The following is a 16,490-nucleotide window of genomic DNA, read 5'->3' as shown; positions in this document are numbered from 1 at the left end:
AGGTTTTTCCTTTTTTGAAAAAATAGATAAAGTTCGTGTTTCAATGAAAAAATTTCCTTTATTTGAATTCCACAGCCTAGTTTTATGAAAAGAAGAACATTTATATCAGGATTTACTTTGGGTTTGGGTGGCTTGACTGTAAGCCCAATTTTAAGCTTTGCAGGAGCACAGGAGCATAGCGAAAAGGTATTTGTTTCAGATAACCGAAGAGAGTTTGGAGCTGACTTGGTCATAGCAGGCGGTGGCTTAGGAGGCTGTGCTGCTGCTTTTGCAGCATTGAGAAACGGGCTATCTGTCATCATGACAGAAGAGACCGATTGGATAGGAGGGCAGCTTACGCAACAGGCCGTTCCGCCGGATGAGCACCAATGGATAGAAAGCCATGGTGCCACTGAATTGTACAGAAGTTTTAGACAGAAAATAAGGTCCTATTACCGTGCAAATTATCCCCTTACAGATGAAGCTAGCCGAGTAGAGTTTTTAAATCCTGGAAATGGTTCTGTTTCCAGACTTTGTCATGAACCAAAAGTAGCTTTGAATATTTTGAGGGATATGTTTGCTCCTTTTGAAAGCTCCGGGAAGCTTTTGATTCTACTTGAACATAAGGTCACAGCAGCAGAAAGTGATGGCAAGAGAGTGATGGCACTAGAAGCAAAATCTGAAAGGACTACGCAAAAAGTAAAATTATCAGCACCTTACTTTATTGATGCAACTGAATTGGGAGATTTGTTACCCCTTACAAAAACAGCATATATAACCGGAACAGAATCAAAAAAACAAACCGGGGAGCTTCATGCTCCGGAAAAAGGAGATCCTGAAAACAATCAGGCATTTACCGTTTGTTTTGCCATGGATTATGTGCCTGGTGAAGATTGGGTGATTCCAAAACCGGAGCAATATGATTTTTGGAATTCTTATGTTCCTGATTTATCTGAGCCTTGGCCAGGAACGATGCTTGGCTTGCATTATTCCAATCCCCAGACCTTGGAACCTAAAAATCTGGGATTCCATCCAGGAGGCTTACCTACAGGAGATTTGCTAAACCTATGGTTGTACAGAAGGATTCTTCATAAGGATAACTTTGAAAAGGGCTTTTATAGGGGTGATATCAGCCTGGTGAATTGGCCCCAGAACGATTATATCCCTGGGAATTTAATAGATGTCGGTCAGGAAGAGTTTGATAGACATGTGCAAGGTGGCAAACAGCTCAGTCTTTCATTATTGTATTGGCTTCAAACAGAAGCTCCAAGACCTGATGGAGGAAAAGGATGGAAGGGCTTGCGTTTGCGTTCAGATGTGGTAGGTACAGAAGACGGCCTAGCCAAATATCCTTATGTCAGAGAATCTAGGAGAATAAAAGCCTTGTTTACTGTATTGGAAGAACATGTAGGGAAGGAGCAAAGGAGCATGGTCAGTGGACTGACAGGTGATGCACTCAGGGCTGCTAGCTTTGATGACAGTGTGGGGATTGGCTATTATCATATTGACCTTCACCCCAGTTCTAAAGGAGATAATTACATTGATTTTCCATCACTTCCTTTCCAGATACCCCTAGGAGCATTGATACCGGATACCATGGAGAATCTTCTACCTGCAAATAAAAATATAGGTACTACGCACATTACCAATGGCTGCTATAGGCTGCATCCTGTAGAATGGAGTATTGGAGAAGCTGTAGGCATGTTGGTTCCTTTTGCCATGTCCAAAAATGTAAAGCCCAAAGTTGTAAGGGAGGATAAAGCATTTTTGAGGGAATTTCAGGACATGGTGAGAGCTCAAGGAATAGAAACAGAATGGCCTAAAGCTAAGTAGCATGGTTTAGTGCTAATAGTTCATGTATTGCCAATAACACGATCAATAATATCTCACATATAAAATAGATTAAACCCAATACTATCAAGAAGGAAAAGGAGTTTGGTGTTTTTTAGTTTTAAGCTTAACATTTTATCAATTTAAAATTAAGGTTTTATTCATTTCCTAAGGTTCCTTTTCTGATTTTATCTATCCCTTTGTCAAACCTATTACCTATCAATTGAAATTTAAGTCAGATAGAAAATATCAATTAATATTTATTTGGATTTAATCTAAACACACTGATATTTGTCATGTTATTTTAAATCAATCTAAATAAATGAAAAGACGTTTCTTTATTGTTTTTCTCCTGTTAGGAGCATGTACTGGTTCACAAAAGGGGGGACAAGGGGATGAATTAAGGATCATTACAGCTGGGGGCACAATTACGGAAATCATTTATGAATTGGGTTTTGGTGACCAAGTTGTAGCTACTGATATCACTTCTACCTATCCTGCAAGCATGCAGGAATTGCCTTCCATAGGCTATAGAAATCAGATCAAGGCGGAAGGCATACTTGCTCTAGGACCTGATTTGATATTAGCTGAGGAAGGCTATTTGTCTGATGATGTAGTCAATCAATTGAAAGGCACTGGTACAGAGGTTCAGTTTTTCAAAAAGCCAGTGAAGACCGAAGAAACTCTGGAATTGATTGAAAATCTTGCTGATTTTTTAGAGGTCAGAGAAAAAGGAGAAAGCTTGAAAAAATCACTGGTTCGGGATTTGGAAGAATTGTCAGCGGCAACAGCACAGAAAATTGATAAGAAACCAACGGTGGCTTTTGTAATGGCAAGAGGAGAGGAAATGGTTTTCGTAGCCGGTGAGGATACTTTCGCTGAATCCATAATTACCATGGCTGGCGCGGAATCAGTAGGCAAAGGTTTTAAAGACTTTATTCCACTAACCCCGGAAAGCTTGGTAAGTATGAATCCTGATTATTTATTGTTTTTTGAATCCGGGATCAAGTCCATGGGTGGAGTTGGGGGATTGGAGAAAATCAGAGGAATTCAACAAACTACTGCCTACCAAAAAAATCAGATTCTTTCATTTGATGGACTGTACTTATCAGGTTTTGGTCCGAGAATCGGAAAGGCAGCGTTGGAACTTTCTAAGGAAGTAGGATACTGATGTCTACCCTGACACTTACATATCAAAAGGATAAAAAGCAACTCATGGTGTTAGGCGTCCTGACGCTATCCTTAGTCGGTGTATTGATCCTTTCGCTTTCCATGGGGGCATTTCCGATCTCTTCTTCCAAGGTTATTTTTGTCATTTTTGATGCCATTGGTTTGCCTACTGGTGAGTTTACCTATCAAGAATCCAAAGTTTTGTTGGGTATTCGTTTACCTAGAGTCCTTTTGGCTATGATAGTCGGAGGAGGGCTAGGGCTTTCAGGTGCAGCTTTGCAAGGCTTGTTTAGAAATCCTTTGGTAGAACCCGGTCTCATCGGGGTCAGTAGTGGTGGAGCTTTGTTTGCAGTTATATTTATCGTTTTTGGAAGCAGTTTGCCTTTTCTATCTTATTTCGGTGCTGTAGGGCTTCCTTTTTTTGCATTTCTAGGTGGACTGTTGAATACATTTCTGGTCTACAAACTGGCAAGTCAATCCGGGAAGACGGATATCTCACTTTTGATTTTGGCTGGGGTGGCACTGAATGCCTTGTCAGGTGCATTGATTGGACTTGTAATATTTTATGCTGATGATGCGGCACTTCGGAATTTTACATTTTGGAGTCTTGGGGATGTAGGTGGTGCCAATTGGCAAAAAGTTGGAGTTTGTTTTCTTTTTGTTCTAGGACCTATAGGACTAATATTAAGTCAATACAGGCAGCTTAATGCATTGGCAATAGGGGAGAATGAAGCCTTTCACATGGGCGTAAATGTTCAGGTGGTTAAGTATATTCTTCTTTTTTCTTCTGCATTGATTGTAGGTACAGCTGTTTCACTGACAGGAACAATTGGATTTGTGGGCTTGATAGTGCCCCATTTAATCCGGTTGCTTTATGGAGCTGATCATAAATTGGTACTTCCGGCATCTTTTCTTCTGGGTGCTATTTTACTGAGCCTTGCTGACATACTTGCCCGAACATTGGTGGTGCCGGCTGAACTTCCAATAGGCATCATCACTGCGATACTAGGAGCACCATTCTTTATTTGGTTGATCATTAATTTCAAAAAAATCAGATCATAATATGTTACAGGCACATGACATTCACTTTTGTATTCAAAACAGGCCTATCGTAGATAAAGCTTCTATGATTTTGAAGCCTGGTGAATTGACAGTCATTCTCGGTCCAAACGGTGCCGGGAAATCAAGTTTGTTCAAAGTTTTGTCTGGCGAGCAATCGTGCAAACATGGAAAGGTAAGTTACAATGGAAGATCATTGGGTCAGTTCAAAAACAGACAACTTGCACAAGTGCGCTCGGTTATGCCACAACATAGTTCACTGACTTTCCCGTTTTCCGTTTTGGAGGTGGTTGAATTGGGCTTGCTGTCTTTGAGAAAATACAGTTCCGAACTTTTGCAAGAAGTAATGGAGCAAACCCACACTTGGGAACTCAGGGATAGTCTTTACGGAAATCTTTCCGGTGGAGAAAAGCAAAGAGTTCAATTGGCAAGAGTGCTGACCCAGATTTGGGAGAAAAAGCCATTTCCACGATATCTGCTTCTTGATGAACCTACTTCAAGTATGGATATTGCACTGCAGCATCATGTGCTTTCCATTATTCAAAAAATAAAAGAAAGAAACATAGGTGTGCTTGCCATACTCCATGACCTGAATTTGGCTGCAAATTATGCTGATCAGGTTATTTTGATGAAAAAGGGTCATATCCTATTTCAGGGAAATACTCAAGAAGTAATGAATGCAGATAAGCTAATGCAAGTTTTTGACCACCCCATTGAAGTATATCATGGTGATGATCAAAGACCAACAATAATTCAAAGTGTACCATTTAAAAATATAAATAATCAAATCAAACAAGCATAAAATCATGGAATCAACTGCAACCGACAACCTGCAATCCCTCAAAAACTCTTGGGAGAATCTTAAAAGAGATAATCCAAAAATGAGGATCAGAGATGCGGCCCACACATTGGGGGTCCCAGAAGCCGAACTATTAGCCACGCAGCTAGGAGAAGGAGTTACCAGACTGGAAGGTAGCTGGTCAGAAATGCTGAACGCCTTCAAAAAACTTGGGAAGGTAATGGCCTTAACCAGGAATGATGGATGTGTACTCGAACATAAAGGGAATTTTCAGAAAATTGAAATTCATGGAACTGCACCCAATGAGGTAGCTACCGTAATTGGGCCAATTGAACAGAGGATCTTTTTTTCTTCCTGGAAGTTTGGTTTTTCGGTTGTTCAGGATACTCCTAGAGGTACCATGAGAAGCCTTCAGTTTTTTGATAAAGCCGGAGAAGCAATTCTTAAGGTTTATTTACAGGAGAAGTCCAATATTCAGGCTTATGAAGAATTTGTATTTCAATATGCTGCAGCATATCAATCTCCAGAACTGGAAATTGAATCAATTCCAGAACCAACTAATGCGGAAGATATTGATTTAGCGTCATTCACCCATGATTGGGAAAATATGAAAGACACCCATGATTTCTTTGGAATGCTGAGAAAATATAAAGTCTCCAGATTGGATGCTGTCAAATGGATCGATGACAAATGGGCCTATGAAATTGATAGACTTTCAGCGAGGAAAATTCTGGATAAAGCAGCAGTAAGCAAATTGCCCATCATGATTTTTGCGGGGAATAGGGGAAACATACAAATTCATCAAGGTAAAGTAAGGACAATCCGTCAAATGGGTGATTGGTTAAATGTTCTTGATCCTGATTTTAATATGCATTTGGATGAAAACAAAATAGCAAAAGCTTTTGTGGTTCATAAAAACACAGCTGATGGATTGGTTTCCTCAGTAGAATTATTTGATGAATCTGGTGAGATGATTGCTCAATTCTTCGGATTAAGAAAACCCGGATTGGCCCAACTTCCTCAATGGAAAGAATTGGTTGATAATCTTTGATGCCTTTGGGGGGCTAATTGAGCCCCCAAAAAATTTTAAAACAATGTTTAGAATTAGTCTTAATAAAACCATCTTCTTGTGTGTGTCTTTTTCCTTGATTTCCTTAAGTCTGCTGGCCAAGGGTATAAAAGGGGAGGTTAAGGACATCCAAGGCAATCCTGTACCTTTTGCTACTATAAGTTCTTCAGATGGTAAAGGGGCTGTTGCTGATGATCAGGGTCGTTTTGAGATTCAGTTGGTCAGCTCTGAGTGCATGCTACAAGCTCAGGCTATGGGCTACAAAACCCAGAGTGTAGTTGCAACATTGGAAGAGGAGTTCATCAGCATAGTGCTTCTTGAAGACATATCTTCTTTAGAAGAGGTAGTCATCACGGGTAATTTTGAAGCCCAGTCAGCAAGGCAATCTGTATATCAAGTTAGGTCAATTGGTAGAGAAACGATTGAAAAAAGGGCCGCTGGAAATATTCAGGAAGTACTCAATACAGAATTAGGGATCAGGTTTTCTCAGGACAATGCCTTGGGAGGCAGTAATCTTGAAATGTTGGGTATGTCAGGGCAAAACGTTAAAGTGCTTATTGATGGGGTTCCTATGGTTGGACGTCAGGGGGTATCCAATGAAATCAATATCAATCAGATCGATATCAATCAAATTGAAAAGATCGAAATCATTGAGGGCCCAATGTCAGTCATGTATGGTGCTGATGCCCTAGCAGGTGTGATCAATATCATTACAAAAAGAGGAACAAATACCCAGGGTTATGATATTTCAGCGAGAATGCAGGAGGAGACTGTTGGCAATTCGTATTCGGCATTTTCAGGAGCTGGTAACCACATTAGGAGCATACAAGGACAATATAGAACAGCTGGCCCCTGGAGTTTTGGTGCGTCTTTTACCCAAAATAGATTTGGAGGCTGGAAAGGAAGTTTTACCGGGAGGCAATTTGAATGGCTTCCCAAAAACCAAAACATTGGAACTGCATTCCTCGGATTTCAAAAAGGAAACTGGGAATTGGACTACTCATTAGACGTACTCGAAGAGACTATTTTCTCTTTTGGTCCGGAAAACAGGATAGAAAACATTGACAGGGAATTTCAGACCTCAAGATTGATGCACAGATTCCAAGGTAGGTTGGATGCTTCTGAAAAATTCAAGGCTTCAATTCAGGCTGCTTATACAGATTACTCAAGGGAAACTGTAACATGGATTACCAACCAAAGAACTGCCGAAACAAGCCTTTCAAACGCACCCAATGCACAAGGCTCACTGCAATACAACGGTTTAACCGTAAGAGCTACTGGCCTCTGGTCTATTTCTAAGACTTTCAATTTACAGCCCGGTATTGATATCAATACTGAAAATGGGGTAGGAGACAGAATATCGAACAATGAAGGAATACAGGATTATGCTTTTTTCCTTTCCAGTGAGATTTCTATCAAAGATAAATTAAGACTTAGACCAGGTCTGAGAAGAGCTTATAATTCCGCCTATGAAGCCCCGCCTGTGATCCCCTCGATCAATACCAAGCTGGCATTGGGAAAAAGACTAGATTTGAGAGCAGCTTATGCTAAAGGCTTCAGAGCCCCTTCTATCAGAGAACTCTATTTTGATTTTTTTGATGCCAGTCACTCTATTCGCGGAAATCCGGATTTAAGGCCTGAAACTTCCCATAGTTTTAATACTTCACTTAATCTTGAGCCATTGGAGGGGAAAGTATTTCAATATGGAGCAGTTTTAACAGGCTTTTACAATGAGGTAAGTGATCAGATTGCCTATAGCCTTGATCCAACAGATCCCCGTATTACCACCTTATTCAATGTAGAGGAATTTAAGACTATGGGGCTATCCTTTAATCATCGCATCAGGGTAAAAGATTGGAATGCGAATCTGGGATTTGCCCGAATAGGCAGGTATAATAGGATATCCACTGATAGTCAAAACCTGCCAGAGATGCTTTTTTCCAATGAATTCAATGCAAATGTGGATTATAAATTTAAAAGCATTGATACCTACATCAGCCTCTTTTATAAATACACAGGAGCACTCCCAGGTTTTGAGATGGTCATGTCACCTGATAGAGAGTTGATTCCAAACGCCATTCAAATAGACGGGTTTCATTGGATGGATCTGACTTTTAGAAAGGACTTTGGAAAATCACTTCAATTACAGACTGGAATCCGGAACCTCATGAACTTGACCAATATTCAAAGCACGGCAACTTCAGGTGGGGCACATGGAGGTGGACCTCAAAGGCCTATGGGGTACGGGCGATCCTATTTTCTGGGAATTACCTACCAACTATCTAAATAATATACCTAAACAAATTTAATTATGAACAAATTGACAAGTTTGAAAATGGGTGTTACAGCCCTCTTTGCTGCGGGAATTTTCACTTCCTGTGCCGAAGAAAATGATCCAATAGTGGAAACACCACCTGTGGAAGATGCTTTTATGGAAATCAACGGTGGCGGGAGTACTTTTCCCAACATGGCATTTGTAAAGTTGAGCAATGAAACGCAGACTACAATAAGTCGGGAGTCATGGGATTTGGCATTTTCCAATGGTTCAGAATTCAAAGTTTTGATTAACGGGACAACTGGTGCAATGGCATACGAAACAGATTTCACTTCCTTTGAAGAACTGGAAAACGATTACTTAGAAAATTTGAGGACATCCGGAACTTTGGTACTTGACTTTAATAACATGAACAGTATTTTGTATGTCGATGATCCAAAAAACCCTATTCAAAATGGTACGGCTTTAGGAACCATAGGAAGTTCAGAGGCTGAGGCCAGTGTCTTTGTATATCAACGTGGCAACAGTGGGGTTGAGGACAGGGATTGGCATAAGGTAAAAGTTTTTCGTTCCGGTGACCGCTATGTATTGCAGTTTGCTCCAGTATCTTCCAATGAGGTAACTACAGTAGAAATTTCAAAGACCCAGGATTTCAACTTTGTGTATTACTCATTGGATCATGGAACAGTGGAAGTAGAACCTCAGAAAGGAAATTGGGATTTTGTCTGGACTGCGGGCACTTCTTCCACACCATTTCCACAGGCTACTAATGAAACTTTGGGTTACTTTTTCCAAGATCTTGTATACCATAATATCTATGGCGGTGTGGAAGCTGGAGTAGTGATGGAAGATGACATTGCTTATGAGGAATTTTCTGAACCCAATATTTCGTCCATCACTTTCAATAGCAATGATAGGTTGACAATCGGTTCATCTTGGAGAGCAGGAGGAGGTCCCAATTCTTCCCCGGCAGTAAGGGAAGACCGTTATTACATTCTCAAGGATACCCAAGGGAACGTTTATAAGCTGAGATTTTTGAGTTTGACAACAGGAGGAGAGAGGGGACGACCTTCTTTGGAATATGCTCTGGTCCAGTAATTCAAAAAGTAAAACCCCTGCCAAATTAATTTCTGGCAGGGGTTTTATTTTTTAGGATTGAATGTTTTACTTAGTCAAAGAATTATTTGAGTTCTTTGGAAAAGAATAACGGTCAATTACCTGGTTGACTTCGCCTGTTACTTTTTCCCAAATCATTGAATCATCAGAAAATAAAACAGTAAAAGTGCCATTCAATATCAATGTCCAATCAAAATCAGCAGTCCACATACATTCATTCTCAAAGTTGATTTTACTATCCTCCAAAGTGTAATTTCCTTTACAAAGTGCAGGATACCTTGAAACAGAACTGTTACCTTCCCATTTTCCATCATTCAACTTAATGGTAACTTCGGAAATAGCTCCTGCTTCCCCATCAACAATGCGTTGGAAAGTTCCTTCCAATGTTTCTTTTTCATCCATAACTACAAAACTATCCTGTTCAGCGCAGGAGTGCAAAAACCAGAAAATTGCAAAAACCGGAAGTAGGTATATTTTTTTCATAGCTTGGGAAAATTGATGTTCTTTATTTAGACGCAATTCTTCCGAAAATGTCCTGTAAATACACCTTTTTTTATTGATAAATTTTCAACCACTAAGAATTCAAAAACCATACCTGATAAAATTTCTTTTGAAATATTTTTCTGAAAATACTTTAAATCCAAAATCAAGGCTGGACCAAGGACCAAAGGAAAAGCCCATTCATCAATCTTAAAGCAAGATAAATATAATATTACCTGCCTAGGGAAACATTAAGCTCCAACTTAGTTGAACGCTAACCAAAAATTTCAACTATGAGAAACTTTAAACTAATACTACTCTTTTGCTGCCTTTTCTCCATGGGTTCCATGGCACAGGAAGAACGGGAAATAAAGGTGGAATCTTCCTCTGTCACCAATGGGGAAGCAACAATCAATGGCACCAAAGTGCCATACAAAGCTACAGCAGGAACGATGCCTGTTTGGGATGAGGACGGAAAGCCTATTGCAAGTCTTTTTTTTACTTACTATGAGCGTACCGATGTTTCAGATAAAAGCACCAGACCTTTGGTTTTTTCCTTTAATGGAGGACCGGGTTCCGGATCACTTTGGATGCATTTGGCGTATACTGGTCCATATGTGCTGAACATTGATGAGGAAGGTTATCCATTACAGCCGTATGGGGTAAAAAGAAATCCTCACTCTATTCTTGATGCAGCTGATATCATTTACATCGACCCGGTTAATACCGGTTATTCAAGAATTGTAGATAAGGAAGTAGACAGATCAACTTTTTTCGGTGTCAACGCTGATATCAAGTATCTGGCCGATTGGGTCAAAACTTTTGTGACCAGACAAAACAGGTGGCAATCTCCAAAATATCTGATCGGGGAAAGCTATGGTACAACAAGGGTTTCCGGACTTGTTCACGAGCTTCAAAATTCCCATTGGATGTATTTCAACGGAGTGATTCTTGTGTCTCCTACCGGATTGGGTTTGGATAGAAGTGGGCCCGTGGCCAAGGCGAACTATTTGCCATATTTTGCTGCCACAGCATGGTATCATGAAGTGCTTCCTTCCGATCTGCAATCTAAAGATCTGGATGACATTCTTCCTGAGGTGGAGAAATACACTTTGGAAACTGTCTTGCCAGCTATTGCAAAAGGAGGTTCGCTAGACGCTGCAGAAAGGAAAGCAATTGCTAAAAAAATGGCCTACTACTCTGGAATCAAGGAGGAAGTATTTCTTCAGCACGGACTTGCTGTTCCGACCAGTTTTTATTGGAAAGAATTGATGAGAGATAAAGGATTGACTGTTGGAAGATTGGATAGTCGCTATAGGGGTATTGACCAAACGGATGCAGGAGATCGCTATGATTATGACCCTGCTTTGACTGCATGGAACCATGCTTTCTCTCCTGCCATGAATTATTATGCTAAAAATGTACTCAAGTATGATACAGATTTGACTTACTACTTATTTGGTCCGGTAAGACCATGGGATAGAAGTAATGACAATACAGGTAATCAGCTAGCACAGTCCATGCTTCAGAACCCTTACCTTCACGTAATGACACAATCCGGTTATTTTGATGGAGGAACAGATTACTTTAATGCTAAATACAATATGTGGCAAATGGATCCCCTTGGTAAACTTCAGGACAGAATGTTTTTCAAGGGTTATAGAAGTGGACACATGATGTATCTGAGAGCAGAAGATCTTAAAAATGCCAATGATGATATCAGGGAGTTCATTAAGAATTCATTGCCCGAAAAAGATGAACCTGCAAAATACTGGTAACATCGGTTTGAAATTAATTTAATTAAATGCACCACTTCACAAAAAATTCTCTTAAATGAGTGACGCGGTTTGATTTTGTACAAATATTTATAGTTTAAAAAAGGTCCAGAGAGCTTTAAATTCTCTGGACCTTTTTTGATTAAAACCTAAATCACAACCCGTTTTTCCAGAATTCCGGTTTTTTTACTTGAAATGGCTATTTATCGCGATGACCCTTAGCATAAAAATAGGCATGGATAAAATAACATAGTACCGTTAAAATATTATTGAATAGGCCGAGATAGATTCTTTTGTACCTTCAAATTATCTTCAGATCAAGGAAATGTTCACATTCCTTTCAGTATTCATTTCAATTCCCAAATATGAATAGAACTCTACTACTTCTCCTAAATTTCCTTGTTTTAATACCGTTTCAATCGTTTGCACAAATTGATCCTGCCAATTTTGACCAATTGAATTTCAGATTTATTGGTCCTGACGGGAACCGGACAATTGCAGTTAGAGGTGTCCCCGGGGATATGCTGACCATGTATGTGGGTATGGCTTCCGGGGGGCTATATAAAAGTGAAGACGGAGGTGGTACCTGGGCTTCTATTTTTGATGATCAGGATATTTCGTCAGTTTCGGCCCTGGCCTTGGCTCCAAGCAATCCAGATCACGTTTGGGTAGGGACAGGTGAGACTTTTCTTATCCGTCCTGCACATGCAATGGGGAACGGAGTTTATAAATCCACTGATGCAGGGAAGTCTTTTCAGCACATGGGACTTAAAGAAACTGCAAGAATCAGTCAGATAGAGGTGGACCCTAGAAATCCAGATGTAGCCTATGTAGCTGCTTTGGGCCACACCTATTCCCCTCAGCAAGAAAGAGGAATATTCAAAACTTCCGATGGAGGAAAAACATGGGATCATGTACTCTTTGTGGATGAAGGTACAGGGGCCAGTGATTTGGCCATGAATCCTAAAAATCCAGATATCATTTTTGCTGCTTTTTGGTCTATTGATATCAAAACCTATGGTTTAACCAGCGGTGGGCCTGGGGGTGGGATTTATAGAAGTAAAGACGGAGGAAAATCCTGGGAACCCATGAAGAATAATGGATTACCAGGAGGGGTTGACAACCCCGTAGGAAAATCTTCTGTAGCAATAGCTCACAGTGACCCCAATGTGGTCTATGCACTATTTGAAATGGACAGTCCTCAGCTTTGGAAATCCACGGATGGAGGAGATAGCTGGGAACTGGCCATGATCAACCATACGATCAATGAACGCGCGCCTTATTATACCCGACTGAGAGTTTCCACTGATGATCCTGATGAGGTATATTTTGCTTCTGTAAGGTTCAGCACTTCAAGAGATGGTGGAAAAACATTGGCAGATGCCGGCTACAGAGCAGGTGGTGATAATCATGACATTTGGGTTGATCCATTAAATCCAAATAGGATAATGGTAGCCCATGACGGAGGAATGGGTGTGACCTTGAACAAGCAAAAAACTTACAGACAGTACGTATTCCCCAATGCACAGATGTACCATGTTTGGACGGATAATCAAATCCCTTACAATGTGTATGGAAACAGGCAGGATGGATATTCTTACCGTGGTCCAAGCAATAGTCGCCAAGGAAGCATTCCGTTGGGATTGTGGCATGCTGTAGGAGGATGTGAAAGTGGCTGGGCTATACCTGATCCCGTAGACAACCATATTATTTGGTCTGGATGCTATGATGGGGGCCTACAGGTTTATGACCTAAGAACCGGACATGCTAGAGATGTGAGAGTATGGCCTGAAGCTGGATACGGATGGGCTCCTGCAGACTTGAAATATAGATGGCATTGGTCTTTTCCTATTTTTATAAGTCCCCATAACCACAAGAGAGTGTATGTGGGAAGCCAATTTGTACATCAGACAGAAGATTATGGACAGAGTTGGAAGGTGATCAGTCCTGACCTGACCAGAAATGATAAATCCCATCAACAAGCTTCTGGAGGAATAGCAATTGATAATCTGATGACTTTTGATGCATCAGTACTCTTTGCAATAGCCGAATCCCATCTTGAAGACGGATTGATTTGGGTTGGTTCAAATGATGGCCTGGTACATATTACCAGAGATGGTGGTGAAAACTGGACGAATGTCACGGATAATATTCCGGGCAAACCTGAACTGGGTACCATTTCAAGTATTGAACCATCAAGACATGATGCAGGCACAGCTTATATTGCGGTGGACGCCCACCAATTAGGAGACTTTGATCCGTATGTCTACAAGACCTCTGATTATGGACAGACCTGGACTAAAATTTCGGAAGGAATAGAAAAGTCGGAATCTAGTTTTGTGCACGTCACCCGTGAAGATCCAGAGGTTCCAGGACTGCTTTATACAGGGACAGATAAGGGTCTTTACATTTCCAAAAACGATGGGAAAAGTTGGTTTAGGTTGAGAAATAACCTACCTCCTGTACCTATATATTGGATGACTATACAGGAAAATTTCAGGGACCTTGTTATCGGTACTTATGGGAGAGGTTTTTATATTCTAGACAATATCACACCTATCCGTGAGTTGGATGAGGAAGTTTTAGCCAAAGGAGTACACCTTTTTGACCAAAGACCTGCTTATAGATTCCATGAATTGCAGGGGATTAAAACCGAAGGTAGATCCATGACTACCGGTGCCAATCCCCCTTACGGAATGGATATCAATTATTATTTGAATAAAAAAGCTCAGGAAGTAAAGCTCGAGATTTATAAGAAGGATGGGAGCTTGGTAAGGACAATAGCTGGTAAAAATGAACAGGGGGTCAACCGAGTTTGGTGGGATCTAAGGTACGAGCCAACATTACAGCCAAGATTATTAGCGTCTCCTCCTGATAAGCCTTGGGTTAAACTAGAGGGCAGAGAGTTCAGGCCATTGGTAACTTGGGATCTGGATTTGTATAGAGGACAATTTGGACCTAGAGTGGTGCCAGGAGAATACGAGGTTAGAGTTATTGTGGATGGTGGTCAAACTGTCAGTCAGACAGTAGAAGTAATCAAAGATCCAAATACTGCAGGTACACTTGAAGATATTGAAAAGCAGGTTGAATTTTCACTCAAATTAAATGAAGCCATGAATGAAGTTGTAGTGGCAATCAATGAAATCGAGGAGATCAGAAAGGAGTTGGAGGAACTGATTATCCTTGAAAGTGATGAAGAGGTCGCTGAGAAGGTAAGGGAGTTGGAGGATAAAATCCTAAAGGTGGAAGGTCAGTTGTTCGACGTCAACCTGACAGGAGCAAGGGAAGATGCTTTTAGAAGTCCCATGAAGCTTTATGGAAGAATTTCTGCTTTGGCCAGTGATATAGGAGGTTTTGGAGCTGATTTCAAACCTACCAATCAACAAGTGGAAGTCTATGATGTGTTTAGAAAACAACTGGATGACATACAGGTGCAGTATAATAAATTGATCGATGAAGAAATACCCTTATTCAATCAGTATTTGATGTCCAGAGATTTAGAGCTGAGATTGAAGCGATAATAGATAGAAAAAATATTTGTTAGCACATTTAGAGATAACCTACTGAATCGCTGCGCCAATCGGAAAAAGGAGTTATTGAATTTGATGAAACATTGATTGAAAGAAATCAGAATTAACCAAACCACTTTACCATGAAATTTAACAGAAGAGCTTTTATCAAAGCCGCAGCAATAGCGCCTGCAGCAACCTTGCCCTTTGTGTCATGTTCTGAAAATTATTCCTCAACAGGAGATAATAAATCAGTTTTGCGTGCTGATTTTAGCAAGCTAAAAAATATGACAGCTGACGTTAAGCCTATCAGCCGGGAAGAAAGACAATCCAGGATTTCAAAAGCCCAGGAACTGATGAGGGAAAATAAAGTGGATGCCCTGTTCCTCGAACCAGGGACAAGCATGAAATATTTTCTGGATTTTGATTTTTTTCTATCAGAAAGAATGGTAGCAGCAGTGATCCCATCCAGTGGAGATGTGATGTATATCTGTCCAAAGTTTGAAGAGGATAAAGTGGGCGAATTGGTTAAGTTTGGATCAGAAATCAGAACTTGGGAGGAACATGAAAGCCCATATGCTGTAGTCAAGGGTATACTTTCCGACAAAATCGGTAGAACAGGCACATTGGGTATAGAAGAGCGTTGCAGATTTTTTCTTTATGATGGTATCAAAAAAGAAGCTTCGGGTTTCAACTACGTACTTGGAGATCCTATTACAGCAGGTTGTAGGATGTATAAATCAGCAGCAGAAATTGCATTGATGCAAAAAGCCAACGATATCACCATTGAAGCTTATAAGGTTTTGTTTGATTCACTGTATGAAGGCATGAGTCAAGATGATTTCAGAGAAATAGCTTCTCAGGCGCATAAAGCCTTGGGAGCCAATGGTTCCATTGGAGCAAATTTTGGTGAATGGACAGCGTTTCCACATGGTTCCAGCAAGGTTCAATACTTAAAAGAAGGGGATGTTGTGTTGGCAGATGGTGGCTGCACCATAGAGGGATATAAATCCGATATAAGCAGAACAATTGTTTTTGGGCAGCCTACCGATAGACATAAAGAGGTTTGGAATTTGGCTAAAGAGGCACAAACTGCTGCTTTTGAATTGGCTAAAAACCAAGGGGTAAAGTGCGAAGACTTGGATGCTGTGGCCAGAAAAGTAATCAGTGATGGAGGCTTTGGGCCGGATTACAAATATTTTTCCCATAGGCTGGGGCATGGAATAGGAATGGACGGGCATGAATGGACAAATCTGGTTAGAGGAAATGACACTCCTTTGGCAAAAGGTATGTGTTTCAGTAATGAGCCTGGTATTTATATAGTAGGTGAATTTGGAGTTAGGGTTGAAGATTGCATGTATGTTGGAGAAAATGGACCTGTTTATTTTTCCCAACCAAGCCCGTCCATTGAAGAACCTTTTGCTTAAAA

11 protein-coding genes are annotated in these 16,490 nt (G+C 40.5%); 10 read left to right on the top strand and 1 reads right to left on the bottom strand.

Annotated features, from left to right (window positions below):
• The first annotated feature begins 84 nt into the window (after positions 1–84).
• The 7 genes from A33Q_RS06365 to A33Q_RS06335 all read left to right on the top strand — a co-directional run bounded on the left by A33Q_RS06365 (position 85) and on the right by A33Q_RS06335 (position 9,279).
• Positions 85–1,812 carry an FAD-dependent oxidoreductase gene (locus A33Q_RS06365; protein ID WP_009032682.1) on the top strand — a complete coding sequence of 576 codons (1,728 nt, stop codon included), beginning with the start codon at positions 85–87 and terminating at the stop codon, positions 1,810–1,812.
• 319 nt (positions 1,813–2,131) lie between these two features.
• Positions 2,132–2,980: a heme/hemin ABC transporter substrate-binding protein gene (locus A33Q_RS06360; RefSeq protein ID WP_009032681.1), complete on the top strand. Its 849-nt coding sequence runs from the start codon at positions 2,132–2,134 to the stop codon at positions 2,978–2,980.
• Positions 2,980–4,041: a FecCD family ABC transporter permease gene (locus A33Q_RS06355; protein WP_009032680.1), complete on the top strand. Its 1,062-nt coding sequence runs from the start codon at positions 2,980–2,982 to the stop codon at positions 4,039–4,041. Before A33Q_RS06360 ends, A33Q_RS06355 begins: the two co-directional genes overlap by 1 nt.
• Position 4,042: 1 nt before the next feature.
• Entirely contained in the window at positions 4,043–4,840 is a 798-nt protein-coding gene (locus A33Q_RS06350) for a heme ABC transporter ATP-binding protein (protein WP_009032679.1), read from the top strand.
• 4 nt (positions 4,841–4,844) lie between these two features.
• Complete coding sequence (locus tag A33Q_RS06345) at positions 4,845–5,888, top strand: hemin-degrading factor (RefSeq protein ID WP_009032678.1); 1,044 nt, start codon at positions 4,845–4,847, stop codon at positions 5,886–5,888.
• Positions 5,889–5,931: 43 nt separating this feature from the next.
• Positions 5,932–8,196: a TonB-dependent receptor gene (locus tag A33Q_RS06340; RefSeq protein ID WP_040490112.1), complete on the top strand. Its 2,265-nt coding sequence runs from the start codon at positions 5,932–5,934 to the stop codon at positions 8,194–8,196.
• Positions 8,197–8,217: 21 nt separating this feature from the next.
• A complete protein-coding gene (locus tag A33Q_RS06335) occupies positions 8,218–9,279 on the top strand; it encodes an HmuY family protein (RefSeq protein ID WP_009032676.1) in 1,062 nt (353 codons plus the stop codon).
• 66 nt (positions 9,280–9,345) lie between these two features.
• Here A33Q_RS06335 and A33Q_RS06330 read toward each other — a convergent pair whose 3' ends face one another.
• The gene (locus A33Q_RS06330) at positions 9,346–9,780 is read right to left on the bottom strand and encodes a hypothetical protein (RefSeq protein WP_009032675.1); all 435 of its coding nucleotides are present in this window, start codon (positions 9,778–9,780) and stop codon (positions 9,346–9,348) included.
• A gap of 290 nt (positions 9,781–10,070) precedes the next feature.
• Between A33Q_RS06330 and A33Q_RS06325 the strand changes: the two genes are divergently transcribed.
• From A33Q_RS06325 to A33Q_RS06315, 3 genes are all read left to right on the top strand, one after another.
• Entirely contained in the window at positions 10,071–11,555 is a 1,485-nt protein-coding gene (locus tag A33Q_RS06325) for a S10 family peptidase (protein ID WP_016254773.1), read from the top strand.
• A 362-nt stretch (positions 11,556–11,917) separates the two neighbouring features.
• On the top strand, positions 11,918–15,073 hold the full coding sequence (locus tag A33Q_RS06320; protein WP_040490010.1) for a glycosyl hydrolase: 3,156 nt from the start codon (positions 11,918–11,920) through the stop codon (positions 15,071–15,073).
• Positions 15,074–15,204: 131 nt separating this feature from the next.
• On the top strand, positions 15,205–16,488 hold the full coding sequence (locus A33Q_RS06315; RefSeq protein ID WP_009032672.1) for a M24 family metallopeptidase: 1,284 nt from the start codon (positions 15,205–15,207) through the stop codon (positions 16,486–16,488).
• Positions 16,489–16,490 lie beyond the last annotated feature (2 nt).

Source organism: Indibacter alkaliphilus LW1, assembly GCF_000295935.2.
Classification (GTDB): Bacteria; Bacteroidota; Bacteroidia; order Cytophagales; family Cyclobacteriaceae; genus Indibacter; species Indibacter alkaliphilus.
The sequence above is the reverse complement of the archived record's forward strand: the minus strand, read 5'-3'. Positions and strand labels throughout refer to the sequence as shown.